Source organism: Halomonas urumqiensis (genome assembly GCF_003028575.1).
GTDB lineage: Bacteria > Pseudomonadota > Gammaproteobacteria > Pseudomonadales > Halomonadaceae > Halomonas > Halomonas urumqiensis.
In genome coordinates, this window is the sequence record NZ_PYUD01000007.1 from 1 (window position 1) to 24,537 (window position 24,537).

Consider the following 24,537-nt stretch of genomic DNA (forward strand, 5'->3'; position numbering starts at 1 on the left):
AGTTGATGGGCGTAGGCGGCGTTGTCGGCCACCCGCACCTTGTTGACACCGTCGAGCTTGGCGGCCGCCTCGGCCACTGCGGCCACGTTCTCACCGGCGACCAGAATATCGATGTCGCCGCCGATCTCTTTTGCCGCTGCGACCACATGGGCGGTCGCGCCGACCAGGACGCCATCGTGATGTTCAGCCAGAACCAGAATGCTCATGAAATCAGCTCCTCTCAAAGCACTGTTGTCAAAGAACTTTTATCAAAGCACTTTGGCTTCGTTCTTGAGTTTGTCGACCAGCTCGTCTACCGAGCCCACCTTGACGCCACCCTGGCGTTCGGCCGGCGGCTCGACCTTCAGCAGCGTGACCTTGGAAGCCACATCGACACCCAGGTCCGCCGGGGTCTTGGCGTCGAGCGGCTTCTTCTTGGCCTTCATGATATCGGGCAACTTGGCGTAGCGCGGCTCGTTCAGGCGCAGGTCGGTGGTGACGATGGCCGGAAGCGTGAGCTCAATGGTCTGCAGGCCGCCGTCGACCTCGCGGGTCACCTGGGCCTTGTCGCCGTCGATGACCACTTCCGAGGCGAAGGTGCCCTGCGGCATCCCGGTCAAGGCGGCGAGCATCTGGCCGGTCTGGTTGTTGTCGGTATCGATGGCCTGCTTGCCGACGATGACCAGGCCCGGCTGCTCTTCCTCGACCACCTTGGCAAGCAGCTTGGCCACGGCCAGGGATTCAATTCGCTGATCGGACTCGGCGGACGTATCCACATGAACGGCCCGGTCGGCCCCCAGCGCCAGGGCGGTGCGCAGTTGCTCCTGGGCGGCCTTGGGGCCGATGGTCACGGCCACGACCTCGGTAGCTATCCCGCGCTCCTTGAGCCTCACCGCTTCTTCCACGGCGATCTCGCAGAACGGGTTCATGGCCATCTTGACGTTGGTGAGATCGACGTCGGAATTATCCGGCTTGACCCGGATCTTGACGTTATAGTCGATGACGCGTTTGACCGCGACGAGTACTTTCATGGTGTCCTCGCTTGGTTCTTCTAAGGGTGAACCATCACTACAGGGGTACGGTGTTCAGCACTCCGCACCCAATGGAAAGCGCGCTGTGCGCTAGGTGTCACTGTCACTGTCTCAGCCGAGCGTTTGATAGGCTCACTGCTGAAAAAATCACCTTAATCTGCCATATTCGGCACCGTGTCAACAATCCCCGTACCGCTTACAGTCGCGATCAAGACATCGCAGGGGGTGACCTTAGTCCGCTATTATGCCTATCATGGTGACAGGCAAGAAGCAAACGACCGTTTTAATATTATTCGACGTTGGTTGGAGCCCCGGGCGCTGACCGTGAGCCTCGCGCTGACCTCGTCGATGTCCAGGGGAGGAGAGACCGGTGGAAGAGAGACAGGTGGAAGAAGTCGAACGCGATTCCATGGATTTCGATGTGGTCATCGTCGGTGCCGGGCCTTCGGGCCTGTCGGCTGCCTGCCGGCTGATGCAGCAGGCCAACGAGGCCGGTAACGAACTCACCGTGTGTGTGGTGGAGAAAGGCTCCGAGGTGGGAGCGCATATCCTCTCGGGGGCCGTCTTCGAGCCACGCGCCCTGCAGGAGCTGTTTCCCGACTGGGCCGAGCGTGGCGCCCCGCTGACCACGCCCGCCACCCGTGACGAGCTCTATCTGCTCAAGGACGCCGAGAAGGCACAGAAACTACCCAATGTGCTGGTGCCCAAGAGCATGCACAACACCGGCGGACAGAACGCTGATGGAGAGTCGACCCGCTACGTGATCAGCGCCGGCAACCTGTGCCGCTGGCTGGCCGAACAGGCGGAAGGACTCGGGGTCGAGATCTTTCCCGGCTTTGCCGCCCAGGAGGTCATCATCGAGGATGATGTCGTCAAGGGCATCCTGATCGGGGACATGGGGGTTGCAGCCGATGGCCAGCACAAGGACAGCTACATGCTGGGCATGGAACTGCGCGCCAAGTACACGCTGTTCGCCGAAGGCGCCCGAGGCCACCTGGGCAAGCGCCTGATCGGTAATTTCAAGCTCGACGAGGGCAAGGATCCGCAGCACTACGGTATCGGCCTCAAGGAGTTGTGGGATGTCCCCGCTGAGCAACACGAACCGGGGCTTGTGCTGCACGGCTCCGGCTGGCCACTCGACAAGCACACCCACGGCGGCTGGTTCCTCTACCACGCGGAGAACCAGCAGGTGGTGGTCGGCTTGATCATGGATCTCGCCTACCAGAATCCGTGGTTATCGCCCTTCGACGAATTCCAGCGCATGAAGCACCATCCGGTGCTGTCCAGGTCCCTGTCAGGCGGCAAGCGCGTGGCCTATGGGGCCCGCGCGATCACCAAGGGCGGGCTGAACTGCCTGCCGAAGATGACCTTCCCCGGTGGTCTGCTGATCGGCTGCGACGCCGGCACCTTGAACTTCGCCAAGATCAAGGGGCTGCACACCGCCATGAAGTCCGGCCTGGTCGCCGCCGAAGCGGTATTCGAGGCGATCAGCGCAGGGGATGAAGGTGGCAACGAGCTTGGTGCCTTCACCCAGCGCTGGGAACAGAGCTGGGCCTACGCCGAGCTCAAGGAGAGCGCGAGCTTTGGCCCGGCCATCCACAAGTACGGCACTGTCGGCGGCGGCGCCTACAACTTCGTCAACCAGTTGCTGGGTGGCAAGCTGCCCAACGTGCACGACACCGTCCCGGACCACGCCGCCCTCAAGCCGGCCAGTGAATTCGAGAAGATCGATTACCCCAAGCCCGACGGCAAGCTCTCCTTCGACAAGGCAAGCTCGGTGTTTCTCTCCAACACCAACCATGAGGAGGATCAGCCCTGCCATCTCAAGCTCGCCGATGCGGACCTGCCGATTCGCGACAATCTGCCCGAATACGCCGAACCTGCCCAGCGCTACTGCCCGGCCGGGGTCTACGAGGTGGTCGAGGATGATGCCGGCAACCCACGTTTCCAGATCAACTTCCAGAACTGCGTGCACTGCAAGACCTGCGACATCAAGGATCCGGCCCAGAACATTACCTGGGTAGCCCCGGAAGGCGGCGGCGGGCCAAACTACCCGAACATGTAAGCGCAAGAACAGCACGAACGGATCATCGCCCCCATGCCTATGGCTGGGGGCGTTTTTGTATTCCAACTCAACGCTGATGGTTGCAACCTTCGGGCGCCCCAGGATCAGCCGCCAGTGGCCACCGGCCGTGAGGGGTCGCGAATCCATTCGCTCCAGGAGCCGGGGTAGAGCTTCGGCAGCGCTCGCCCCGCCACGGCATAGGCCAGAACGTTGTGGCAGGCGGTAACGCCGGAACCACAGTAGGCGACCACCTCCTCGGCGTGTGGCAGTTCGCGCGCAAGTTCCGCCGCTGGCTTGAAGCGGCCGGCGGGCGTGAGGTTGTCGCTACTGGGCCGGCATACGGCACCGGGAATATGACCAGCCACCGGGTCGATAGGCTCAACCTCACCTCGGAAGCGCTGCACGCCACGCGCATCCACCTTCAGTGCCCGACCGGAGAACACCTCTTCGGCAGTGACCTGGGTGTCGGTTCTGAATTGCGGTTGCCAGCGGCTGGGCCTGGGCGGCGAAACGTCGCCCCCGACCAGGTCGCCCCCCTGGCCGACCCACGCCTTGATGCCACCATCCAGCAACCGCACATCGGGATGCCCCGCCCAGCAGGCCAGCATCCACCAGGCCCTGGCCGCGGCCAGCTGCCCGCCCATGTCGTCATAAACCACCACCGGCTCTTCCGCGGTGATGCCAAGTCGCTGCAGGCTGCCGACGAAGGCCGCTTCCCGTGGCAGTGGGTGTCTGCCATGTACGCCAGGCGAGCCAGCCAGGTCAGTCTCCAGATCCAGGTGGCGACTGCTCGGCAAGTGAGCTTCCCACCACAGTAAACGACCCTCGGCGGGTTGGCCGAGCCTGGCACGACAATCGAGCACCCGGGGTGGGCGAGGTTCCTCCAAGGCATCAGCCAGTTCGGTAGCGGAGATGAGAACGCTGTTCATGCTGTTTCTCCCGCAAGCAATTCGATGGGGGCAAGCCGGGCGATGAGGCGCCGGCGGCCGGCGGATCTGAAGCGAACTTCGATCACTGGATTGGCAGGGTCGCCCTCGACCACACTGATTTCGCCATCACCAAAAACGGCATGTCGCAACCACTGACCAACAACGAAGTCGTCCGCCCATGGATTGGCTTCGGCCACACCCTCGGGACGACTTGCCAGCGGCAAGTCGCGGCCTAACCGTTCAAGATAGGGTTCGACGATCTCGCGTCGTGATACCGCAAGCTCCGTTTCATAGGCACCATTTTCACAGGCACCGTTTTCATAGGCGCCGTTTTCATAGACGCCGTTGGTCGCGTTCAACCGCCTGGCGATCAGGCAACACTCTTCCACGGCGGTCTCGGCAATGAAGCGGCTCGGCCGGTGGTCGCCAGCGTCATGCAGCAGCAGCAGATGCTCCTGGGCGCGGGTAATCGCGACGTAGTAAAGCCGTCGCTCCTCCTCGAGACGCGATCCAGACAGCGGGTTGTCGCGGCTATAGTGGGGGAAATCCTCTTCATTGGCGCCGGCCAGGATGACCAGCGGCCATTCCAGGCCCTTGGCGCCATGAACTGTCGTGATCAGCACGCCATCGGTGCGGTTTTCCACGGGACGGCGCAGCAATTCGATGAAGCCGTCAGGGTCGTTGCTAAACTCCTCGGCTTGCTCGAGCAACACATCGAGCAGACGGACGTCCTCTTCACCCTTGTCGCGGCGCGTAGCGGCACGCTTGAGCACCTTCTCGGCCTCGACCGCCTCGACCACATGGGCAAGCAAGCGCCCTGGTGGCCAGCTGGCACGCCTTGGCAGTTCACAGAGCAATGCCCAGCGTCGCTTGAGCGTACGCTTCTGGTGTGGCTTCAAGCCTTCGAGCAACGGGTCATGGCGCGGGGGCCACTGCTGGGTCTCGGCCAATCGATTGGCCAGCGCCTGAATACGCTCCCTGGACACGAAGGGCGTAGGTTGCGACAACAACAGCGCCAGGTGTTCGCTGTCGCGCAGCCGTTCCGGGCGACGCGCCAGCAGCAGGTAGCCTGCCAGCGCCTGGACCAGCGGCAGGCGAAACACGAAGCGATCCTCACGAGCCAGTCTGAACGGCACACCGGCGTTGAGCAGGGCAAGCTGCAACGGCACGGACAGCGCCCAGCTGCGCACCAGCACGCAGGCCTGGATGAGCGGCCTGCCACGGCGGCGCTGCCAGGCATCCAGTTCATCCAGCAGGCCACGACTGCCCTGGGCTACTGCCAGGCGTGTCTGAGGATTGTCGTCGGTGGCGAGACACAACTGATCGGGACGGCGGCGGTTGGCGGCAATCGCATGGTTGGCGGCCAGTGCCAAGGCATGGCCGTGGCGAAAGGTCGTCGACAGTGGATAGTCACGGGCGACACCGAAGGTGGCGGTGAAACGCTCGAGCATGGTGTCCGGGTGAGCGCCTCGCCATTCATAGATGCACTGGTTGGCATCTCCAACGGCCATTACCGCGGCATTTGGAACAGCCAGAAGCGCCATCAAGCGTTGCTGGGCGACATTGATGTCCTGGTATTCATCGATGATCACATGGTCGAGAAAGCCCTGGACCCGGGCAAGCAAGGAGCGATCGGCTTCAAGCGCCCGCAATGGCCGATACAGCAGGTCCGCGTAGCTCATCTGTGCATGAGCGTCGAGCAGCCGCTCGGCATGCATGAAGGCCGACACGAAATGCTCGGTGTCATCACCGAAATCGGTCCGTGCATAAAGCTCGTCCGGTGTCACCATCTCTGCCTTGACCAGCGCGCAGAACTGGGCGAGCGCCTCCAGCTTTTCGGGGTCGAGGGCCATCTCGCGCGCCTCCGGCTCATCGGCCAGCGCCTGCAGGGTGGCCTGGCGCAGCAGGCGCTCCAGTTGCCAGTCCGCGGTGAGCAATTGGCGCGGTGACAAGACTCCCCAGCGCGTCAGGCTCTGGGTCAGCCGGTGGCCAAGCGAGTGGAAGGTACGCACATCGGGAAGCGGCTGTCCTGCTGGCGCCATCTCGGCCAGCCGGGCCTGGAAATCCTCGCGGGCCGAGCGGTTGAACATCAACACCAGGATGCGTGAAGGCGGCACCCCCTGGCTAAGCAGGTGCAGCACTCTTGCCACCATGGTGGTGGTCTTGCCGGACCCGGCGACGGCCGCCACCCGGGCGTGGCCGCCCTGGTGTTCGACCACCGCTCTCTGCTCGTCGGTCAGGCGCATGGTGATTCATCATCCAGCCGGCCCAGCACCTGCAATATGCCGGCGCTCATGAATCCCAGCTCCTGGCCACCTTCCTCGCACGGGCGGCTCTCGGCCTGCTCGACCAGCCGATAGTAGACATTGCGACCAAGCCTTGCGCTAAGCCCGAAGCGCACCGCCACTTCCGGAATCCACTCGCCGGCAGGGGTCTCGCTCAGGCTGAGGCAGCGCGTTTCATCGAGGGCCAGGCGGTCGCCGACATTGGTGGTCAGCCACCAGCACCCCGCGTCGTCGGGCTCGGCGTCGATGATCACGAAGGGTCGGTCCTCGACGCGGATCCGCTGCCACTCGACCGGGGTGACCAGCGCATAGTCACCGTCGGACTCGCGCCGGAGGATGGTGGAAAGCAACCTGACCAGCCGCGGGCGGGTGATCGCAGTTCCCTCATGGATCCAGCGACCATCGGCGGCGATCACCAGGTCCATTTCACCACGCTGCTCCGGATGCCAGCGATCCACAGGGGGAATTTCCCCGTGCGGGGTGATATGGGCAAGCAGCGGGTCGAGGTTCATGGGTGTCCCCTCAGCTCAAGACAGGGTGTACGAAACGGATCGCGACGCGGTGTAACAGATACGCTGTCCCTCCCTGCAGCTTAGACCAGCCCTGCCCTGGCCAGGGATTCGCGGACCGCCGGCGGCGCCTCGGGGGCGGCGGCACGGAACAGATGATAGAAGTTGGCGGTGGTCTGCATCGCCAGTTCATCGATGCCGATGCCACGCTCGGCGGCGATGCACTCGGCGACTTCCACGACCCAGGCAGGCTCGTTGGATTTTCCACGATGAGGCACTGGTGCGAGGTAGGGACTGTCGGTTTCGATCAACAGGCGATCGAGGGGGACGCGCCTGGCCACCTCACGCAACGACGTGGCATTGCGGAAGGTGACGATGCCGGACAGCGAGATATAGAAGCCATGGCGTACCGCTTCCCGCGCCATGTCGAGATCCTCGGTGAAACAGTGCAGCACCCCTCCCACCGCCGGGTCGGTATGCTCACGGATCATCGCCAGGGTCTCCTCCTTCGCCTCACGGGTGTGGATGATCACCGGAAGCTCGAGTTCAGTGGCGGCAATCAGCTGGCGCTTGAATCGCTCACGCTGGACTTCGCGGGACGGCACCTTGTCGGGAGCCTTGTCGAGATAATGGTAGTCGAGGCCGCATTCACCTATGGCCACGGCACCATAACGGTCGGCGGCTTCCTTGATCGCCTCGATACTTGGCTCCTCGTCGAGCCGATAGAGCGGATGCACCCCCGCCGAGATCACCACATCGTCATGCGCGCGAGCGATAGCGGCAACTCCTGGCAGCTCCTCCAGCGTCACGGCAATGGCCAGGAACTGGCGAACGTCGCGGGCCCGGGCAGCGTCGAGCGCGGCAGAAAGCTCGCCGCCATGGCGGGCGAGGTCGAGTCGGTCGAGATGACAGTGCGAATCGATGAACATGTAGATAAGTACCAGATGCAATGGGTAGACGGAGATCACTGGGGAGGCCGCGGCCCATCAAAGCGTGTAGGTCGGCGCGCCCTTGTCGAGATGCCCTGCCAGCAGGTTCTCGATGCGGTCGCGCACCCCCTGGTCGCTGGCACTGAAGTGAATACCGACCCCCGGCATGCGTCTGCCGCTGACGCCCTCGGGCGAGACCCATACCACCAGACCCGTCACCGGCACGCGTTCACTTTCCCCCGGTAGCGTCAGCAGCAGGAAGATTTCCTGGCCAAGCTCATAGCGTTCCCGCGTCGGCACGAAGATCCCTCCGCGCTCCAGGGATGGCATATAGGCCGAGAGCAGCGTCGGGACATCCTGAATATTCAACGACAGGGCTTTCTGGGCAACCATGGGAAATCCTCTTCAAGAGCGCAGCAACGCGGACCAGCGCACCAACCAGGCCTCGAGAACCAGTTGTGGGTTGGGGTTGCTTCCCGCGGCCAGCAGGCGACGCTGCTCGCGGGCATAATCGAGCAGCCGGAACCAGTCACGTAGACGAGCGTTTTTCACCGCCTGGCGATACAGCGGCAGCAGATCGGGGTTGCGTAGATCATCGCTGACACCAGAAAGACCCAGGCGAATCAGGTCTTCCAGCCAGCTGATACCGTACCACAGGATCGCCTCGCTGGACTGACGGTCAAGCCGCGCGGCTTCCGCCACCGGTTCGGCACCCCGCACCAACGCCTCGAAGGTGTCGACGAGCTGCTGGCGCAGCGCACGCGCCTCGGGTTCGGCCTGGGCCAGCGCGGCCAGCGGCAGACCACCGGCAAGCGTCAACCAGAACCTGGCATCATCTTCGCCCAGCTTGTCGGCAAGCCAGGGCAGACAGGCGGCCTCGGCGGGTGGCGCAAGGCTCCAGTGCTGGCAGCGCGAGCGAATGGTCGGCAGCATCCGTGAGGGAATGTCGGCCAGCAGGATAAACAGTGTGCGTTCGCCGGGCTCTTCCAGACTCTTGAGCAGGGCGTTGGCAGCAGCCACGTTCATGGCCTCGGCCGGACTGATCAGAATGACCCGGTAGCCGCCTTGTTGGGCGGACTGGGCGACGAAGGCGTTGACCCCGCGAATCGGGTCGATGCGAATCTGCCGCTTACCCTCCTCCGGCTCGATTCGCAACAGGTCCGGGTGATAGCCAGCCGCCAGCATCCGACAGGCATGGCACTGGCCACAGGCGCTCTCGCTCGGCGAGGCGCACAGCACACGGGCAATCACCGCCTCGGCGAGCGAGCGCTTGCCGACCCCGCGCGCCCCGGAAATCAACAGGGCATGAGGCAATCGCCCGGCATCCATCAGCGCCACCAGTTCGGCGAAACGCGGGCGCAGCCAGGGCAAGGGGGTCAGCCGGCCATCTTCGCTCACTGCCATGCGCCCACCCGTGCCGCAAGTATCTGGTGAATCTGCTCGGCCACCGCGTCGAGCTCGCGCGACGCGTCGATCACCCGGATGCGCTGCGGGGCGGCATCGGCACGGGCGAGATAGGCCCGGCGCACCGCCTCGAAGAAGCTCGCGTGTTCGCGCTCGAAACGATCGCGCTCGCCACCATGCTGCGAAAGCCGAGCCTCGAGACGTTGCTGAGCGGCCGCCATCGGCATGTCGAGAAGCAGCGTGAGATCGGGCTCGAGCCCGTGCTGGACGAAGCGCTCGAGAATGGCGATGCGGTTCTGATCTATGCCGCGGCCACCGCCCTGGTAGGCAAAGGTGGCATCAGTGAAACGGTCGCAGACCACCCAGGCGCCCCGCGCGAGCGCCGGGCGAATCACCTGGGCCAGGTGCTGGGCACGGGCGGCGAACATCAGCAGCAGTTCGGCGTCATCGTCGAGTGGCTCGTCACCCTGCGGGGCGAGCAGCAGCTCACGAATCGCCTCCGCGCGTGGCGTACCGCCCGGTTCACGGGTGCACACCACCTCGATGCCGCGCGCTTCGAGCCATTCGACCACCCGCTTCACGTTGGTCGACTTGCCGACGCCCTCACCGCCCTCCAGGGTGATGAATCGTCCACGCTTGGTCATAGGGAATCCGCTCCAGGGTCAGCGATTGCGAATGTAGCGGTTCACCGCATTGTTATGCTCGCGAAGCGTCCGCGAGAAGTGGTGTGTTCCATCACCCCGCGAAACGAAATACAGCGTATCGCCAGGGAGAGGATCGACCGCCGCCTCAAGCGATGCCCTGCCTGGCATCGCGATAGGGGTCGGCGGCATGCCATCGATCACATAGGTGTTGTAAGCGGTCGCCTCACGCAAATCGGCACGCGTGATGCGACCATCGTAGCGCTGCCCCATGCCATAGATCACCGTGGGGTCAGTCTGCAGGCGCATGCCCTGCTCCATGCGTCGTTTGAACACCCCGGCGATCTCGCGACGCTCGCCAGAAGCACCGGTCTCGCGCTCGATCAACGAGGCCATGATCAGTGCCTCGTAAGGGGAGTCGATGGTCAGGTCATCGCTGCGCTCTGCCCAAACCTCGTCGAGGATACGCTCCATGCGCGCAAGGGCCTGCTCGAGGATCTCCACATCGCTGACCCCCTTGTGATAGCGATAGGTGTCGGGAAAGAACCAGCCCTCGGGATGACGGCCCTCATGACCAAGCAGCGACATGACCTCCTCATCGGAGAGCCCACTGGTGCGATTCTCCAGCTTTGGGGCATTGTCGAGCAGCTCGCGCATCTGAGCGAAGGTCCAGCCCTCGGGGATGGTCAGCGGGTAGGTCACCACCCGATCACTTCCCAGCAATTCGATCAGCTCACGCCCCGTCATGTCAGGCTCGAGCATGTATTCGCCAACCCGCAGGCTCGGGACATTATCTGGCTCGAGACGGGTCAGCAGACGAAACGCCCATTCATCCTGAATGATGCCTTGTGCCGCGAAATCGGCGACGACCCGGTTGTAACCGGCACCCTCCGACACCTCGAACAACGTCGGCTCCGCCACGGCGATCGGCGCATCCAGACGCGACTGCCAGTAGTGGTAGCCCCCGAACAGTGCCGCACCGCCCAGCACGGCCAACACCAGCAGAATTTTCACAACACGCAGCATGCGTTTCCTCGCTCAATCATTGGTCACTGCTCAATCAACGGCCGCTGTGAGTGGCCATGGCTTGGGGCTATGGTTTGGGGCTAAGGCTTGGGGCTATGGCTGTCACTTCCCAAGGTTATCGAAACGGGTATCGAAACAGGCCTCGAAACAAGTTTCGAAACCCAGCAGCGCGTGGGCCTCGGCCTGAAAGGCACGGTGAACACTATTCAGCGACCAGTTGGCAAGCGCCACACCTTCGGCGTCTTCGAGATCCCGCACCGGCCAGATGCCCTGTACCGAATTGCCCACCCATACGGCACTGGCCTTGCGCAATTCATTCACGCTCACATCGACCTCGTCGATGCCGAGACGCTCGATGAGAGTGTCGCGTAGCGTGCCGGCCACACCGCAGCGGCCAAGCCACGGAGTCTGGAGACGACCGTCGCGCTGCCAGAACAGGTTCATGGCGGTGGCTTCCACAAGTCGATCATCACTGTCCGTCAGGAGGCCTTCGGCAATGGCATCATCGCTCCACTCGGCACGGGCCATCACGTTCTCGAGACGATTGAGGTGCTTGAGCCCGGCCAGCAACGGCTGACTACCGAGGCGCAGGTGGCAAAGTCGCACCCTCACCCCCTCGACCCAGTTCCGGGTATCAGGCGCAAAGGGCAGCCACTGATGGCGCAGGCGTGGTGTTGGCGGCAGCGGTGGGCGATAACCACGCCCACCGCTGCCACGGGTCAGCACCAGCTTGAGTACCTGCAGCCCAGGTGGGGCAGCGGCAAGCAGCCGTTCGAGCTCGGCCCGCTCAGGCACTGGAATACCCAGTACCGCGCAACCACGCGCCAGACGTTCCACATGGGCAAGCCACAACTGCGGCTGACCATCACGCACCAGCACGGTCTCGAACAGCCCATCGCCATAGGCGGCACCACGGTCGTCAAGGGGCCAGCCTGGCACGTCGATCACCTCATTCACTTCGCTCAACTCACTGGCGTCAGCCCCGGCAGCCAAGTGGGCCTCACACGCGGGTGAACAACAGGGTGCCGTTGGTGCCGCCGAAACCGAACGAGTTGGACAACGCCACGTCGATCTTCATCTCGCGGGCAGCATGTGGCACGTAATCGAGGTCACAGCCTTCCTGGGGGTTATCCAGGTTGATGGTCGGCGGCGCCACCTGATCACGAATGGCCAGTACGCAGAACACTGCCTCGACGGCACCGGCGGCACCCAGCAGGTGGCCAATCATCGACTTGGTGGAACTCACCGCCACGCTGTTGGCGGCCTCCCCCATCACCTTCTTGACGGCGCGACTCTCGGCCAGATCGCCAGCAGGGGTCGATGTGCCATGGGCATTGATGTACTGGACATCCGCGGGATCGAGCCGGGCATCGCGGATCGCATGGGACATCGACAGCGCCGCCCCACTGCCATCTTCGGGCGGTGAGGTGATGTGGTAGGCATCGTCGCTCATGCCGAAGCCTGTCATCTCGGCATAGATCGTCGCACCCCGTGCCCGTGCGTGCTCGTACTCCTCCAGTACCATGACACCGGCACCATCGGAGAGTACGAAGCCATCGCGGTCACGATCCCATGGGCGGCTGGCCGCAGCCGGGTCGTCGTTGCGAGTCGAGAGCGCCCGGGCCGCCGAGAAGCCACCCAGGCCAAGCGGCGTGGTGGCCATTTCGGCTCCGCCACAGACCATCACGTCGGCATCGCCATAGGCGATGGTTCTGGCGCTGTACCCGATGTTGTGGGTACCGGTGGTACAGGCGGTGGTGATAGCGATATTGGGGCCTTGAAAGCCGTGCTGGATAGCCAGGTTGCCGGAGATCATGTTGATGATCGAGCCCGGCACGAAGAATGGCGAGATGCGTCGCACACCGCCCTTCAACAGGGCGCTGTGGTTGTGCTCGATCATCGGCAGGCCACCAATGCCCGAACCGATCGCCACGCCGATGCGCCCGGCGTTCTCCTCCGTGCATTCGATGCCCGAATCACTGATCGCCTGGGCGCCGGCCGCCATCCCATACTGGATGAACAGGTCCATCTTGCGGGCGTCCTTCGGATTGAGATAAGGACTGATGTCGAAATCCTTCACCGAGCCACCGAACCGCGTGTTGAAGCCGCTGACATCGCAGTGCTCGATAGGGGCGATGCCGCTCTTGCCGGCCTTGATGTTCGACCAGCTCTCCTCCACGGTATTCCCCACTGGCGTGATCAGGCCAAGACCTGTCACCACAACCCTTCTACGAGCCATCCGCTTTCCTCCAGACATCCTTCATGACACGGCTACGGCCGGGCAAGCTACCCCCGTGAACCATCGATTGCAGGCATTATACCCGAGTCTCCCTACCCTTTGCCGCCCTGACAAGACCCCGTATTCGCCCAACCCGGGAAAACCCTCCCATGGCGGCGCATCACTAAACCACGTGGCACGAAAAAGCCGCCTCGACGGGCGGCTCCTTTTGCGGGTCCGGCAATGGCCGGGCCCGAGCGTCAGCAAGCGGTCTCGACCGCCACCAGCTTACTGGTGGGCGTTGACGTAGTCGATGGCTTCCTGAACGGTGGTGATCTTCTCGGCTTCCTCGTCGGGAATCTCGGTATCGAACTCTTCCTCGAGCGCCATCACCAGCTCGACGGTGTCCAGGGAATCGGCGCCGAGGTCCTCGGTGAAGGAAGAGGAGTTCTGGATGTCTTCTTCCTTGACGTTCAGACGCTCGGCCACAACCTTCTTAACGCGCTCTTCGATGGTGCTCATTATGACGTACTCCAGTCGTTCAAGTGGGCCGTTGAGATTACCAGCCATTTAAGTTCCAGGTCCGCAAGCCGGAAGCTGCGGGGTAGTTTATAGACGCCCCGTGGCCGGCGCAACCGCCGACACTGAAGGGCCTCAACGCATGTTCATGCCGCCATTGACATTGAGTGTCTCGCCGGTGATGTAACCTGCCGTGTCACCGGTGAGAAAGCCCACTGCCGCAGCGATTTCCTCGGGCGCGCCGAGCCGCGACAACGGAATCTGGCCTAGCAGCATCTTGTGCTGCTCTTCGGGCAACGCTTCTGTCATGTCGGTGGCGATAAAGCCAGGCGCCACGGCATTGACGGTGATGGCCCGCGACGCCACTTCGCGAGCCAGGGCGCGCGCGAAGCCTTCCATGCCAGCCTTGGCGGCAGCATAGTTGGTCTGGCCGAGGTTGCCCATGGTCGCAACGACCGAACTGATGTTGACGATACGACCGAACCGAGCGCGAGTCATGCCTCGCAGGCACGCCTTGCTGACGCGATAGACCGATTTGAGATTGGTGTCGATCACCGAGTCCCATTCATCTTCCTTCATGCGCATCAGCAGGTTGTCACGGGTGATACCGGCATTGTTGACGAGGATCGTCGGCGCACCGAACTCATCGGTGATCGCCTTGATCAACCCATCGACGCTGGCCTGGTCGGTGACATCCAGCTTACGGCCCGCGCCCTCGAAACCCTGGGCCTTGAGATCGGCATCAATGCGCTCGGCCCCGGCATCACTGGTTGCGGTGCCGATCACGATACGCCCCTGCCGGCCCAGCTCGTGGGCAATGGCGCGTCCGATGCCACGGCTGGCGCCGGTGATCAGGGCGACTCTCGTTTCACTTGTCATGATGATTCCGCCTTCGTCCTGGTGGTTGGTTCCGGGATCGCCGCCTGGACAGTCAAGGCGACGACTGAGCCGTTGCCCGACTACCTGGCTGCCACGTCGCGAGCCAATTCGAGTGCCGCATCCAGACTATCAGGGTCATTGACCGCAAGCCCCTTGCTGCCACGTGCAATGCGCTTGTTGAGGCCTGTCAGCACCTTGCCGGGACCACACTCGATAAACACGTCAGCCCCCTGGCCGACCATCGTCTCGATGCAAGCGGTCCAGCGTACTGGGCAATAGAGCTGCTCTATCAACCGGGTGCGCAAGGTATCGACGTCGGCATGCGCCTTTGCATCGACATTCTGAACCACCGTGTAGCGTGGCGCACGCAACTCGATCTCTTCCATGGCCTCAGCCAGACGCTCGGCGGCCGGCCTCATCAACGCGCAGTGCGAAGGCACCGATACCGGCAGCGGCATGGCGCGCTTGGCACCAGCCGCCTGGCAAGCGGCAATGGCACGCTCGACAGCCGCCTTGCCACCCGCGATCACCACCTGGCCGGGCGCATTGTAGTTCACCGCCGACACCACCTCACCCTGGGCTGCATCGGCACAGGCCTGCTCGACCGCCGCATCGTCGAGACCCAGGATCGCCGCCATGGCGCCTTGACCAGCGGGAACGGCCTGCTGCATGGCGTCACCACGCAGCTTGACCAGGCGTATCCCCTCGGCGAAGGGCATGACACCAGCACACACCATGGCGCTGTACTCACCAAGACTATGGCCTGCCATGGCGGCGGGGCGCGGGCCTTCGAGTTCCTGCCAGACCCGCCAGATCGCCACACTGGCGCTGAGCAGCGCAGGTTGAGTGCAGGCGGTGGCATTCAGTGCCTCATCCGGACCTTCCTGAACGACCTGCCAGAGGTCATAACTCAGGGCATCCGACGCTTCCTCGAAGGTCGTACGCACCACGCTGTAGCGTTCCGCCAGCTCCCGCAACATGCCAATTTGCTGGGAACCCTGCCCGGGAAACACGAGGGCGAGGGGTTGAGTCATGTCAATCACCTTTGCTCTTGTTGACTGTCATCGTCTTTGGGCTTGCCCGATGCGACAGATGCGGGCCTGTCATCGATTCGTCCGGCTCTGGCGAGCGAATCGATGAAAGACCGACGCGAGGCGAACTCGGCCGCCAGGCGCGACGGAAAGTCACGGCTGACCTCCTGTACCGCTCGCAGCACGGCGTAGTGAAACCCCTCGGCTGTGGCACTGCCGTGACTCTTGACCACAATGCCATCGAGTCCGAGCAAGCTGGCGCCATTGTAGCGCACCGGGTCGAGCTCAGCCTTGAGACGGCGCAGCGCCGGACGAGCCAGCAAGCCAACCACCCGACTCCCCCAATGCGCCTCGAACGTCGCCTGTACCCGCTCCACCAGCATCCGGGCGAGCCCTTCACTGGCCTTGAGCACGGCATTGCCGACGAAGCCATCGCAGACCACGACATCGACATCACCACTGAACACATCATCGCCTTCCACGAAGCCCAGATAGGCGATATGGGTCAGCTCTCTCAAGCGCGCGTCGGCCTCGCGTACGCTGGCGGTCCCCTTGATGCCTTCGACGCCGACATTCAAAAGCGCCACGCGAGGCGCGACAAGCCCATCGACATGACGCGCCGCAAACTCACCCATCAGCGCGAACTCCACCAGCCGCTCTGCCGGCACGTCGACATTGGCCCCCAGATCGAGCAGGTAACAGCGACCACCGTAGCGTGTCGGTATGGCGGTGCTGATGGCCGGACGCGTGATGCCCGTTACCGTACCCAGGGCACGCCGCGACAGCGCCATCAGCGCCCCGGTGTTGCCTGAACTGACGCCGGCCTGGGCCTCGCCACCGGCAAGGCAGGCAAGCATCCTGGCCATGCTCGAGTCCTGGCCATGGCGCAAGGCATCGGAAGGCCGATCGCCCTCTCCGACAAGGCCGGACGCATCAACGACCTCCATACGCGAACCCGCCGCGGCGAAACGCCGCGGCAGGCAGGAGATCTCTTCGTCCAACTGCCGACGATCGCCGAACAGGCGGATCTCGAGGTGTCGGTCCTCTAGCATGGCACTCGCCGCTCCCCGCACGGTGGCGCGGGGACCTATGTCACCACCCATCGCATCAATGGCGATTCGCACGGCGTATCAGCGACCAGTCATTGCCCTGGCTTCAGGCGTCGACGATCTTGCGACCACGATAGAAACCGTCCGGCGAGACGTGGTGACGAAGGTGTGTCGTACCGGTTTCCTTGTCCTGGGACAGGGTCGGCGCGCTCAGCGCGTCGTGGCTACGACGCATGCCACGCTTGGAACGGGTCTTGCGGTTCTGTTGAACTGCCATGGGATGTCACTCCAGAGTGCAATCGATAATGAATCAGTGAGTGTCCTTGAGGCGCTTGAGCACCTCGAAAGGACTTGCCGCGGGTTGCTCGGATGCCAGCGCATCCTTCCCGCTGCTCAGCTGGTCGCGAGAGACGTTACAGTCAGCCTCGTCGTGGTAAACCACCTGAGGCAGGCTGAGGATCAACTCATCCTCGACCACCGTCAGCAGGTTCAGCTGTTCGTTTTCCACGAGCACTGGCTCATGGGTACTGGGCAACTCGGCCGCCAGCGCATCGCTGGTCACCATGCCCAGTAGAAAATCGCTTTCCACACGCTGCCCCATCGGTACCAGACAGCGCCTGCACGGCAGCTGTAGATCCGCCGTGAGGCGTCCCTGGATCACCCGACGCCCCTGGGCATCGACGGTGAAGTCCAGCCACACATGGCAATCGCCACTCTGCGCACCGACCTCATCGGCAAGACGCGCAAAATCATCGAGAGCCACAAGGCCTTCGAGATGCTCGGAATGGGCCGCAAGCTTGTAAGGCTCGACCCTGCTGGGAAGTCGTGAGGTCAACATAGGCGCGCAATGATAGGCACTCCCCCTGCCCCTGTCAAAGCCGTCGTCGTGGCAATCTCTCATGCTACCCTGCACGGAATGGATCGCCACCGATCCCGCTGCCGTGAAACCGCCCAAGGAACCCTGCCGATGTCTCGTCTCGTACTCGCCTCTGGCTCACGCTGGCGCCGCCAGCTGCTCGACCGCCTGGCGATTCCCTATACCTGGCAAAGTCCTGATATCGATGAAACCCCTCATCCGGGAGAGCCTCCCGAGGCGCTGGTGCATCGCCTTGCACTGTCCAAGGCCGAACGCCTCACCGCAAGCCACCCGGATCACCTGATCATCGGTTCCGACCAGGTGGCGCTGTTCGATGGCCGCATCCTCGGCAAGCCAGGTGACGAGACCACGGCGCGCGCAAACCTGGCGAGTTTCTCTGGCAACCGAGTGCGCTTTCTTACCGGGCTTGCGCTGATCGACAGCGCCAACAGCCGCCACTGGGTGTGCCACGAACGCTACGACGTGGTGTTTCGCCGCCTCGACGACAGCGAGATCGCCAACTACGTGGCCCGTGAGCAACCCCTCGATAGCGCCGGAAGTTTCCGCATGGAAGGGCTTGGCATCACGCTATTCGAGAAACTCGAGGGCGACGACCCCAACACCCTGATCGGCCTGCCGCTGATCCGGCTCTGCGCCCTGCTGCGCGAGGCAGGGCTCGATCCACTGGGCACCTAGCCTAAGCGGCACCGGGGACCGGACTGAGGGGAGGTCCGACGTCAGGGATGACGTCGGTAGCGTACAGGGAAGTATTCACAGCGCCTCCCCTCTGTCCTGTCGCCGGGAAAGCCGCGTCACAAGAGGCCAGCACTACCGAAGTTCATAGCGCACCGGCGAACTCGACGACGGCACGCCCATCCACTCCATGGCCACCCTGCCGAACTGGCGAGAAAGCCTCTCGAAGGGATCGAGTGACGGGGTATAGTCCCGCACCCGCGGCTCGTCAAGCCGCTGGCGAGCGAGCTCACCAAGACTTCCGAGCTCATCGATCAAGCCAAGCTCGATGGCCTGCTCGCCACTCCATATCAGACCCGAGAACAGTATGTCGTCGTCGACCAGGCGGTCGCCACGGCCTTCGCGCACCGCCCCGATGAACTGGCCATGGGTGGTATCCAGCACCGCCTGCCAGTACGCTCGCTGCTCGGGGGCAACATCGGAAAACGGATCGAGGAACGCCTTGTTCTCACCAGCGGTGTAGACGCGCCGCTCGACGCCAAGCCGCTCGATGGCTTCCTCGAACCCGAAGCTTGCGAAGATCACCCCGATCGAGCCCACCAGGCTTGCCGGTGCGGCAATGATCTCGTCGGCCGCCGCGGCGATATAGTAGGCGCCACTGGCCCCGACATCCTCGACCACCGCGATGATCGGTTTGTCGCCCTGCTCACGCAGCCGCATGATCTCGTCGAAGATGCGCTGCGACTGCACCGGGCTGCCGCCGGGACTATTGATGTGCAGCACCACGGCATCCGTACCCTCGGCATCCCAGGCACGGTTGAGCCCCGTGATGATGCGCTCGGCACTGGCGGGAGATTCACTGTCGATCACCCCCTCGACCTTGACCACGCCCAGGTGCGGACCCTCGGGGGCACTGACGCTTGGCGCGACGAAGATGCCATACAGCGTGGCGGACAGCGAGGCCAGGATCAGCGCGACAAACAGAAAGCGGAAGAACAGCTTCCAGCGCCGGCTGCGCCGCTGCTCGACAAGCACGCCGTCGATCCAGCGCCCCATTATCTGCATTTGCTCGAGGCGTTGTCGCTCGCGCAACGTCTCGGCATCTTCCGCAGGATTGCCGTCATGCCGAGTCGGCTGGACGCCCTCCTTCGCGCGACGCGCCTGCTCGGCACTCAGTTGCGGGCCTTCGGTCCAGCGATCAGCGGGATTGCCGGCGTCGCGTGTCTGGTCATCATCCTGCATGCTTCACCTTCCTTGCAGCCAATCGAAGAGCGCTGGCACCGTGTGGGCCGTATACACCGGGTGACTCGCTGCCAGCCGCTCAGGAACATGTACTCCCCAGGTGACCGCGACCCGATCCATGCCGATGGCGCGAGCCATCTCCAGGTCATATTCGGTATCACCGACCATGACCGCTTCACTCGCCGACAATCCAAGCTCGGCGAGCAACTCCTCGAGCATACGCGGATGCGGCTTGGAGAGTGTCTCGTCGGCGGTGCGGCTGGCGTGAAACCAGCGCCCACTGCCTGTTTCGCGAAAGATCCGGTCAAGGCCACGCCGACTCTTGCCGGTGGCGACCGCAAGCCGCTGTTCGCGCCCTCCATGCAGGGCACCAAGCCCCTCCTCGACGCCGGAGAAAAAACACATCGGCGTGGTATCGCCTTCCACGAAATGGTAGGCATACCGCTGCCTGAGCCGTTCGGCTTGTTCCGGACCGATACCAGGGCACAACGTAGCGATAGCCTCGGGCAAGCCCAGACCGATGATATTGCGCACGCTGTCATCGGAAAGCTCGCACCACTCGGCATCCCTGGCCGCTGCCTGCATGCAGGACACGATGCGTCCCGCCGAATCCATCAGCGTGCCGTCCCAGTCGAAGATCACCAGTGGATAGCGCATGTCATCTCTCGTGGTGGGCCAAGTGCGGCCCGGTGAATCCATTGCTCCTGTCACTGAGCCTTGCGCGCCCGTGTCAGTGCCGACTCGAGGTCTTCGGGCAGCGGTGCCTTGATCTGGACCGGCCGCCCGCTGGTCGGCTCCGGGAACGTCAACGCCGCGGCATGCAGGAACAACCGTGGCAACCCGAGTCCGGCGGCCAGCTTCTGGCTGTCGCGGGAGCCATACTTGTCGTCGCCCAATAGCGGATGCCCGGCATGGGCGGCATGCACACGAATCTGATGGGTGCGCCCGGTCACCGGCTCGCACTCGAGCAGGGTCGTTCTGGCAAAGGTCTCGCGCACCGCAAAGCGGGTACGCGCCATCTTGCCGGCAGGATCAACGCGCACGCGGCGTTCGCCATTGCCGAGCTCGAAGCGCTCGAGCCTGGCGCTGACGAAGTCACGCCGCGCTGGCCAACGCCCGGCCACCAACGCCAGGTACTGCTTGTCCATCTGGTGCTGCTTGAGCGATTCATTCAGCGCCAGCAGCGCCGGCCGCGATTTGGCAAGCAGCAGGCAGCCCGAGGTATCGCGATCGAGACGATGCACCAGCTCCAGGAAATCGAGATCCTCGCGCACCTGGCGCAACGCCTCGATCAGCCCGATCTTTACCCCGCTACCACCATGCACCGCAAGCCCCGACGGCTTGTTGATCACCAGCCAGTCGCGCCCTTCCACCAGCACACTTCCGGCCAGCAGGTTACGCAGGTTGTCGCTGACCTCGCGCACTGCCTCCCTCGGCGTCATGCGCAGCGGGGGAATGCGTACCATATCGCCGAGTGCCAAGCGCGTATCCGCCTTGACACGCTTCTTGTTGACCCGCACTTCGCCCTTGCGAACGATGCGATAGACCAACGCCCTGGGGGCACCCTTGAGTCGCGACAGAAGAAAATTGTCGACTCGCTGCCCAACCTGCCCCTCGGTGACCTCCACCCACTGTACGTCACGTCCATCGGCCATGCCGAGACTCCACTGCCAGACCTGCGAAAGAGCGCATTCTATCGCAGCCAGAGCCGTTCTGCGCCAATTGCTGGTGCCCCCCTTTGCTGGTATATTGCCAACTCGCTTCAATGGGCCCAAATGGTCACTTACGGCGCCTGCTCGACAGACACGCAGGCCGGAGCGAAAAGATCAGGCCGCGACGAGATCTTCCCGTCCCGCCGCCAATAGACGTAACAGCAACAGACGTAACAGACAGAAACGAAAACACGATATAGCGCCACGCCCGGATCCCCACACCATTCCCTCGTCACGGAGTGGTTGCAGGCCACGGGAAACGTTCAACAACGTGCCGTAGGCCGGCGTAGGCGAATCGATGAATGCCAGGTGTTGGCGGAGACCGCAGGGCCGGATGGGTGACGCCCCACCGAGACACGTCCTGCCTCCGCCCCGTACTCAACATGGTCGAGCCGTTGCTGAGCCCATCACCAGGGGCCCTGTGACGGAGGAACGTCATCGCGCATCCACGACATGCGCTGAGCACAAGCACGTAGCAACCAGAGGTTCGCCCACGCCGATGCTCGCCGGCGCCCTATTTTGCGAGACAACATGAAACGGATGCTCATCAATGCGACCCAGCCCGAAGAGCTGCGCGTCGCACTGGTCGATGGACAACGCCTGTACGACCTGGACATCGAATCCGGTGCCAGGGAACAGAAGAAAGCTAACATCTATCGCGGCAAGATCACCCGCATCGAACCTTCCCTTGAAGCCGCCTTCGTCGACTTTGGCGCCGACCGCCACGGTTTCCTGCCGCTGAAGGAGATTTCCCGCGAGTACTTCGTCAAGGAACCCGCCTCAGGGCGCCCAAGCATCAAGGAAGTACTCAAGGAAGGACAGGAAGTCATCGTTCAGGTCGACAAGGAGGAGCGTGGCAACAAGGGAGCCGCGCTGACCACCTTCGTAAGCCTTGCCGGACGCTTCCTGGTGCTGATGCCCAACAACCCGAAGGCCGGCGGCATTTCGCGTCGCATCGAGGGTGAAGAGCGCAGCCAGCTCAAGGACGCCATGGGCCACCTCACCGTGCCGGACCGCATGGGCCTGATCGTGCGCACGGCCGGCATCGGGCGAAGCCCCGAAGAGCTGCAGTGGGATCTGGATTACCTGGTGCAGGTGTGGGAATCGATCACCGCCGAGGCTGGCAAGCGCCCTGCCCCTTTCCTGATCTACCGCGAATCCAACGTCATCATTCGCGCCATGCGCGACTACCTGCGCCAGGATATCGGCGAAGTACTGATCGACAGCGAAGCGGTTCACCAGGAGGCGCTGGCGTTCATCCGCCAGGTGATGCCCTCCTACCAGCAGAAGATCAAGCTCTACGTCGATGAAGTCGCACTGTTCTCGCGCTTCCAGATCGAGTCACAGATCGAGACCGCCTACGAACGTGAAGTGAAACTGCCCTTGGGCGGCTCCATCGTCATCGACCATACCGAAGCCCTGGTCTCCATCGATATCAACTCCGCCCGCGCCACACGCGGCAGTGATATCGAGGAAACCGCGCTGCAGACGAACCTGGAGGCAGCCGACGAGATCGCCCGCCAGCTGCGCCTGCGTGACATCGGCGGCCTGGTGGTCATCGACTTCATCGACATGAGCCCGGCTCGCAACCAGCGCGAGGTCGAGAATCGCATGCGCGACGCGCTGAAGATCGACCGAGCACGCGTGCAGATCGGTCGCATCTCGCGCTTCGGCTTGATGGAAATGTCTCGCCAGCGCCTGCGCCCATCACTGGGCGAGACCAGCGGCGTGGTCTGCCCGCGCTGCGATGGTCAAGGCACCATTCGTGACGTGCGCTCCATTTCACTCTCGATCATGCGGCTGATCGAAGAGGAATCGATGAAGGAGCGCAGCGCCCAGATTCGCGCCATTCTCCCGGTCCCGGTCGCTACCTACCTGCTCAACGAAAAGCGCAACGTGCTGGCCGAGATCGAGCGCCGCCAGGGCGTTCGGATAGTGCTGCTGCCCAATCCTGACATGGACACCCCGCACTACGATGTGCAGCGCCTGCGCGACGACCATGTCGATGAGGAAAGTGAACACAAATCCAGCTTCGAGCTGTCCACCGACACCGAAGTGGGCAAGGAGCCAGACGCCGCCTTCGGCAAGCCCGTGCAGCGCGCCGAGGCCGCGGTGAAGACGGTCATCCACCACGAACCGGCACCCGCATCACTGCAGCGCGAGGATGCCGTCGCTCCTGCCCCCGCCGCGACGCCACCCGCCGCAAAGGTGCCCGCCACTCAGCCCGTCGCCGAACCCCAGGCAGGCGTGCTGGGACGCCTGATGAAGGGGCTTACCAAACTGCTCGGCAGTGAAGAAGCGCCTTCCAGCAACCAAACCAGCACCCAGCGCGGCGACGAAAAGCAGCCAGAGCAGGCCAATCGCAAGCCCGCGCAACGCGAATCGGAGCGCGGTGAGCGTGGCAACGGTCGCCAGCGCCGCCAGCGAAGCGATGAGCGCCGCCCCCCTCGCCAGGACAGCGAGCGCGGCGACAAGAAGTCCGATGATGGCGATAACCGCGACGCGCGGGGTAACCGTGGCGGTCGCGGACGTGGCCGCAAGGACGATGACCAGAAACCCCGTCAGCAGGATACGAAGTCTCGCAGCGACGACAACCGTCGCCAGCGTGGCGGCGACAAGCCCAACGACAAGCGAGAGGACAAGCCTGCCGATAAGCAGGTCGCCGAAAAGCCGGTAGAGAAAGCCACCGACAAGCCGGCAGTCGCCGATGCCCCGGTGGATGATGGCAAGCCGAAGCGTACGCGCAACAACCCGCGAAACCGCACACGCAAGCACGCCGTGAACCCCAAGGCCGAGGCTGAGCAGCAGCGTCTGCAAGCACAAGCCGCCGAAGCGTCAGCCATCACCGAGGAAGTGAAGGCCGAGCCGCCGAAGGAAGAAACACCCAAGCCCGACGCCCCGAAGGCGGAAGCGCCCAAGGCCGAGGCGCCTAAGGCTGAGACGCCCAAGGCCGAAGCTGCGAAGGCCGAAGCACCCAAGGCCGATGCTCCGAAGACGGAAACGCCCAAGGAAGAGGCTCCGAAAGCCGAGACGCCTAAGGCTGAGACGCCCAAGGCCGAAGCACCCAAGGCCGATGCTCCGAAGGCGGAAGCCCCCAAGGCCGATGCTCCGAAGGCGGAAGCCCCCAAGGCCGAAGCTCCGAAGGCGGAAGCCCCCAAGGCCGATGCTCCGAAGGCGGAAACGCCCAAGGCCGAAGCGCCCAAGGCAGAGGCTCCAAAGGCCGAAGCCCCGAAGGCAGAAGCTCCGAAGGCCGAAACGCCCAAGGCCGAGGCCCCGAAGGCAGAAGCTCCGAAGGCCGAAACGCCCAAGGCCGAAGCCCCCAAGGCTGAGGCTCCAAAGGCCGAAGCCCCGAAGGCAGAAGCTCCGAAGGCCGAAACGCCCAAGGCCGAGGCCCCGAAGGCAGAAGCTCCGAAGGCCGAAACGCCCAAGGCCGAAACGCCCAAGGCCGAAACGCCCAAGGCCGAAACGCCCAAGGCCGAAACGCCCAAGGCCGAAACGCCCAAGGCCGAAACGCCCAAGGCCGAAACGCCCAAGGCCGAA

24 protein-coding genes are annotated in these 24,537 nt (G+C 63.6%); 3 read left to right on the top strand and 21 right to left on the bottom strand.

Annotated features, from left to right (window positions below; translation table 11 throughout):
• Both C6V82_RS14900 and C6V82_RS14905 read right to left on the bottom strand, forming a co-directional pair.
• Nucleotides 1-206, bottom strand: a 206-nt coding sequence (locus C6V82_RS14900) for an adenine nucleotide alpha hydrolase family protein (protein WP_476702735.1), incomplete at its 3' end; no start/stop codon positions are given.
• A gap of 42 nt (nt 207-248) precedes the next feature.
• A complete protein-coding gene (locus tag C6V82_RS14905) occupies nt 249-1,010 on the bottom strand; it encodes an electron transfer flavoprotein subunit beta/FixA family protein (RefSeq protein ID WP_107164745.1) in 762 nt (253 codons plus the stop codon).
• Nucleotides 1,011-1,395: 385 nt separating this feature from the next.
• Between C6V82_RS14905 and C6V82_RS14910 the strand changes: the two genes are divergently transcribed.
• Nucleotides 1,396-3,075 (top strand): electron transfer flavoprotein-ubiquinone oxidoreductase, encoded by a 1,680-nt coding sequence (locus C6V82_RS14910; RefSeq protein ID WP_102588642.1) that lies wholly within the window; start codon nt 1,396-1,398, stop codon nt 3,073-3,075.
• 104 nt (nt 3,076-3,179) lie between these two features.
• On the opposite strand, the gene C6V82_RS14915 is transcribed toward C6V82_RS14910, so the two are convergent.
• From C6V82_RS14915 to C6V82_RS14990, 16 genes are all read right to left on the bottom strand, one after another.
• Nucleotides 3,180-4,004, bottom strand: coding sequence for a sulfurtransferase (locus C6V82_RS14915; RefSeq protein WP_102588626.1), 825 nt, complete (start codon nt 4,002-4,004; stop codon nt 3,180-3,182).
• Nucleotides 4,001-6,250 carry an ATP-dependent helicase gene (locus tag C6V82_RS14920; RefSeq protein ID WP_102588625.1) on the bottom strand — a complete coding sequence of 750 codons (2,250 nt, stop codon included), beginning with the start codon at nt 6,248-6,250 and terminating at the stop codon, nt 4,001-4,003. Before C6V82_RS14920 ends, C6V82_RS14915 begins: the two co-directional genes overlap by 4 nt.
• Nucleotides 6,241-6,801, bottom strand: a complete 561-nt coding sequence (locus C6V82_RS14925; RefSeq protein ID WP_102588624.1) for a DUF1285 domain-containing protein — start codon at nt 6,799-6,801, stop codon at nt 6,241-6,243. The genes C6V82_RS14920 and C6V82_RS14925 overlap by 10 nt, the downstream gene beginning before the upstream one ends.
• Before the next feature lie 80 nt (nt 6,802-6,881).
• Nucleotides 6,882-7,727, bottom strand: coding sequence for a TatD family hydrolase (locus C6V82_RS14930; RefSeq protein ID WP_102588641.1), 846 nt, complete (start codon nt 7,725-7,727; stop codon nt 6,882-6,884).
• Nucleotides 7,728-7,784: 57 nt separating this feature from the next.
• Nucleotides 7,785-8,120, bottom strand: a complete 336-nt coding sequence (locus tag C6V82_RS14935) for a PilZ domain-containing protein (protein WP_102588623.1) — start codon at nt 8,118-8,120, stop codon at nt 7,785-7,787.
• Nucleotides 8,121-8,132: 12 nt separating this feature from the next.
• Nucleotides 8,133-9,131: a DNA polymerase III subunit delta' gene (locus tag C6V82_RS14940; RefSeq protein ID WP_102588622.1), complete on the bottom strand. Its 999-nt coding sequence runs from the start codon at nt 9,129-9,131 to the stop codon at nt 8,133-8,135.
• Nucleotides 9,122-9,775, bottom strand: a complete 654-nt coding sequence (gene tmk, locus C6V82_RS14945; RefSeq protein WP_102588621.1) for a dTMP kinase — start codon at nt 9,773-9,775, stop codon at nt 9,122-9,124. The genes C6V82_RS14940 and tmk overlap by 10 nt, the downstream gene beginning before the upstream one ends.
• Before the next feature lie 18 nt (nt 9,776-9,793).
• A complete protein-coding gene (gene mltG, locus C6V82_RS14950; protein WP_102588620.1) occupies nt 9,794-10,798 on the bottom strand; it encodes an endolytic transglycosylase MltG in 1,005 nt (334 codons plus the stop codon).
• A gap of 102 nt (nt 10,799-10,900) precedes the next feature.
• Nucleotides 10,901-11,791, bottom strand: coding sequence for an aminodeoxychorismate lyase (pabC, locus tag C6V82_RS14955; RefSeq protein WP_229843228.1), 891 nt, complete (start codon nt 11,789-11,791; stop codon nt 10,901-10,903).
• Nucleotides 11,792-11,798: 7 nt separating this feature from the next.
• Nucleotides 11,799-13,037 (bottom strand): beta-ketoacyl-ACP synthase II, encoded by a 1,239-nt coding sequence (gene fabF / locus C6V82_RS14960; RefSeq protein ID WP_102588619.1) that lies wholly within the window; start codon nt 13,035-13,037, stop codon nt 11,799-11,801.
• A 267-nt stretch (nt 13,038-13,304) separates the two neighbouring features.
• Nucleotides 13,305-13,538 carry an acyl carrier protein gene (gene acpP, locus C6V82_RS14965; protein ID WP_008956801.1) on the bottom strand — a complete coding sequence of 78 codons (234 nt, stop codon included), beginning with the start codon at nt 13,536-13,538 and terminating at the stop codon, nt 13,305-13,307.
• A 132-nt stretch (nt 13,539-13,670) separates the two neighbouring features.
• Entirely contained in the window at nt 13,671-14,414 is a 744-nt protein-coding gene (gene fabG / locus C6V82_RS14970) for a 3-oxoacyl-ACP reductase FabG (protein WP_102588618.1), read from the bottom strand.
• Nucleotides 14,415-14,494: 80 nt separating this feature from the next.
• Complete coding sequence (fabD, locus tag C6V82_RS14975; protein WP_102588617.1) at nt 14,495-15,448, bottom strand: ACP S-malonyltransferase; 954 nt, start codon at nt 15,446-15,448, stop codon at nt 14,495-14,497.
• 5 nt (nt 15,449-15,453) lie between these two features.
• Nucleotides 15,454-16,569, bottom strand: a complete 1,116-nt coding sequence (plsX, locus tag C6V82_RS14980; RefSeq protein ID WP_102588616.1) for a phosphate acyltransferase PlsX — start codon at nt 16,567-16,569, stop codon at nt 15,454-15,456.
• A 31-nt stretch (nt 16,570-16,600) separates the two neighbouring features.
• Nucleotides 16,601-16,771, bottom strand: coding sequence for a 50S ribosomal protein L32 (rpmF, locus tag C6V82_RS14985; protein ID WP_102588615.1), 171 nt, complete (start codon nt 16,769-16,771; stop codon nt 16,601-16,603).
• Nucleotides 16,772-16,804: 33 nt separating this feature from the next.
• Nucleotides 16,805-17,332, bottom strand: a complete 528-nt coding sequence (locus tag C6V82_RS14990; RefSeq protein WP_102588614.1) for a YceD family protein — start codon at nt 17,330-17,332, stop codon at nt 16,805-16,807.
• Between the two features lie 129 nt (nt 17,333-17,461).
• Between C6V82_RS14990 and C6V82_RS14995 the strand changes: the two genes are divergently transcribed.
• Nucleotides 17,462-18,046, top strand: coding sequence for a Maf family protein (locus C6V82_RS14995; RefSeq protein ID WP_102588613.1), 585 nt, complete (start codon nt 17,462-17,464; stop codon nt 18,044-18,046).
• A gap of 132 nt (nt 18,047-18,178) precedes the next feature.
• On the opposite strand, the gene sppA is transcribed toward C6V82_RS14995, so the two are convergent.
• Genes sppA through C6V82_RS15010 form a run of 3 tightly spaced genes read right to left on the bottom strand, consistent with a single transcriptional unit; the run spans nt 18,179 to nt 20,940 of the window.
• A complete protein-coding gene (gene sppA, locus C6V82_RS15000; RefSeq protein ID WP_102588612.1) occupies nt 18,179-19,285 on the bottom strand; it encodes a signal peptide peptidase SppA in 1,107 nt (368 codons plus the stop codon).
• Between the two features lie 3 nt (nt 19,286-19,288).
• Nucleotides 19,289-19,942 carry an HAD family hydrolase gene (locus tag C6V82_RS15005; RefSeq protein ID WP_102588611.1) on the bottom strand — a complete coding sequence of 218 codons (654 nt, stop codon included), beginning with the start codon at nt 19,940-19,942 and terminating at the stop codon, nt 19,289-19,291.
• Between the two features lie 50 nt (nt 19,943-19,992).
• Nucleotides 19,993-20,940 carry an RluA family pseudouridine synthase gene (locus tag C6V82_RS15010; protein ID WP_102588610.1) on the bottom strand — a complete coding sequence of 316 codons (948 nt, stop codon included), beginning with the start codon at nt 20,938-20,940 and terminating at the stop codon, nt 19,993-19,995.
• Nucleotides 20,941-21,528: 588 nt separating this feature from the next.
• Between C6V82_RS15010 and rne the strand changes: the two genes are divergently transcribed.
• Nucleotides 21,529-24,537 (top strand): ribonuclease E (gene rne, locus C6V82_RS15015; protein WP_244908333.1); only part of this gene is annotated, 3,009 nt, incomplete at its 3' end.

Excerpts from the sequence above, each read along its gene's own strand:
- C6V82_RS14905 (WP_107164745.1), bottom strand. The coding sequence starts at position 1,010 with ATGAAAGTACTCGTCGCGGTCAAACGCGTCATCGACTATAACGTCAAG.
- C6V82_RS14915 (WP_102588626.1), bottom strand. The coding sequence starts at position 4,004 with ATGAACAGCGTTCTCATCTCCGCTACCGAACTGGCTGATGCCTTGGAG.
- C6V82_RS14920 (WP_102588625.1), bottom strand. The coding sequence starts at position 6,250 with ATGCGCCTGACCGACGAGCAGAGAGCGGTGGTCGAACACCAGGGCGGC.
- C6V82_RS14925 (WP_102588624.1), bottom strand. The coding sequence starts at position 6,801 with ATGAACCTCGACCCGCTGCTTGCCCATATCACCCCGCACGGGGAAATT.
- C6V82_RS14930 (WP_102588641.1), bottom strand. The coding sequence starts at position 7,727 with ATGTTCATCGATTCGCACTGTCATCTCGACCGACTCGACCTCGCCCGC.
- C6V82_RS14935 (WP_102588623.1), bottom strand. The coding sequence starts at position 8,120 with ATGGTTGCCCAGAAAGCCCTGTCGTTGAATATTCAGGATGTCCCGACG.
- C6V82_RS14940 (WP_102588622.1), bottom strand. The coding sequence starts at position 9,131 with ATGGCAGTGAGCGAAGATGGCCGGCTGACCCCCTTGCCCTGGCTGCGC.
- tmk (WP_102588621.1), bottom strand. The coding sequence starts at position 9,775 with ATGACCAAGCGTGGACGATTCATCACCCTGGAGGGCGGTGAGGGCGTC.
- mltG (WP_102588620.1), bottom strand. The coding sequence starts at position 10,798 with ATGCTGCGTGTTGTGAAAATTCTGCTGGTGTTGGCCGTGCTGGGCGGT.
- fabF (WP_102588619.1), bottom strand. The coding sequence starts at position 13,037 with ATGGCTCGTAGAAGGGTTGTGGTGACAGGTCTTGGCCTGATCACGCCA.
- acpP (WP_008956801.1), bottom strand. The coding sequence starts at position 13,538 with ATGAGCACCATCGAAGAGCGCGTTAAGAAGGTTGTGGCCGAGCGTCTG.
- fabG (WP_102588618.1), bottom strand. The coding sequence starts at position 14,414 with ATGACAAGTGAAACGAGAGTCGCCCTGATCACCGGCGCCAGCCGTGGC.
- fabD (WP_102588617.1), bottom strand. The coding sequence starts at position 15,448 with ATGACTCAACCCCTCGCCCTCGTGTTTCCCGGGCAGGGTTCCCAGCAA.
- rpmF (WP_102588615.1), bottom strand. The coding sequence starts at position 16,771 with ATGGCAGTTCAACAGAACCGCAAGACCCGTTCCAAGCGTGGCATGCGT.
- C6V82_RS14990 (WP_102588614.1), bottom strand. The coding sequence starts at position 17,332 with ATGTTGACCTCACGACTTCCCAGCAGGGTCGAGCCTTACAAGCTTGCG.
- C6V82_RS14995 (WP_102588613.1), top strand. The coding sequence starts at position 17,462 with ATGTCTCGTCTCGTACTCGCCTCTGGCTCACGCTGGCGCCGCCAGCTG.
- sppA (WP_102588612.1), bottom strand. The coding sequence starts at position 19,285 with ATGCAGGATGATGACCAGACACGCGACGCCGGCAATCCCGCTGATCGC.
- C6V82_RS15005 (WP_102588611.1), bottom strand. The coding sequence starts at position 19,942 with ATGCGCTATCCACTGGTGATCTTCGACTGGGACGGCACGCTGATGGAT.
- C6V82_RS15010 (WP_102588610.1), bottom strand. The coding sequence starts at position 20,940 with ATGGCCGATGGACGTGACGTACAGTGGGTGGAGGTCACCGAGGGGCAG.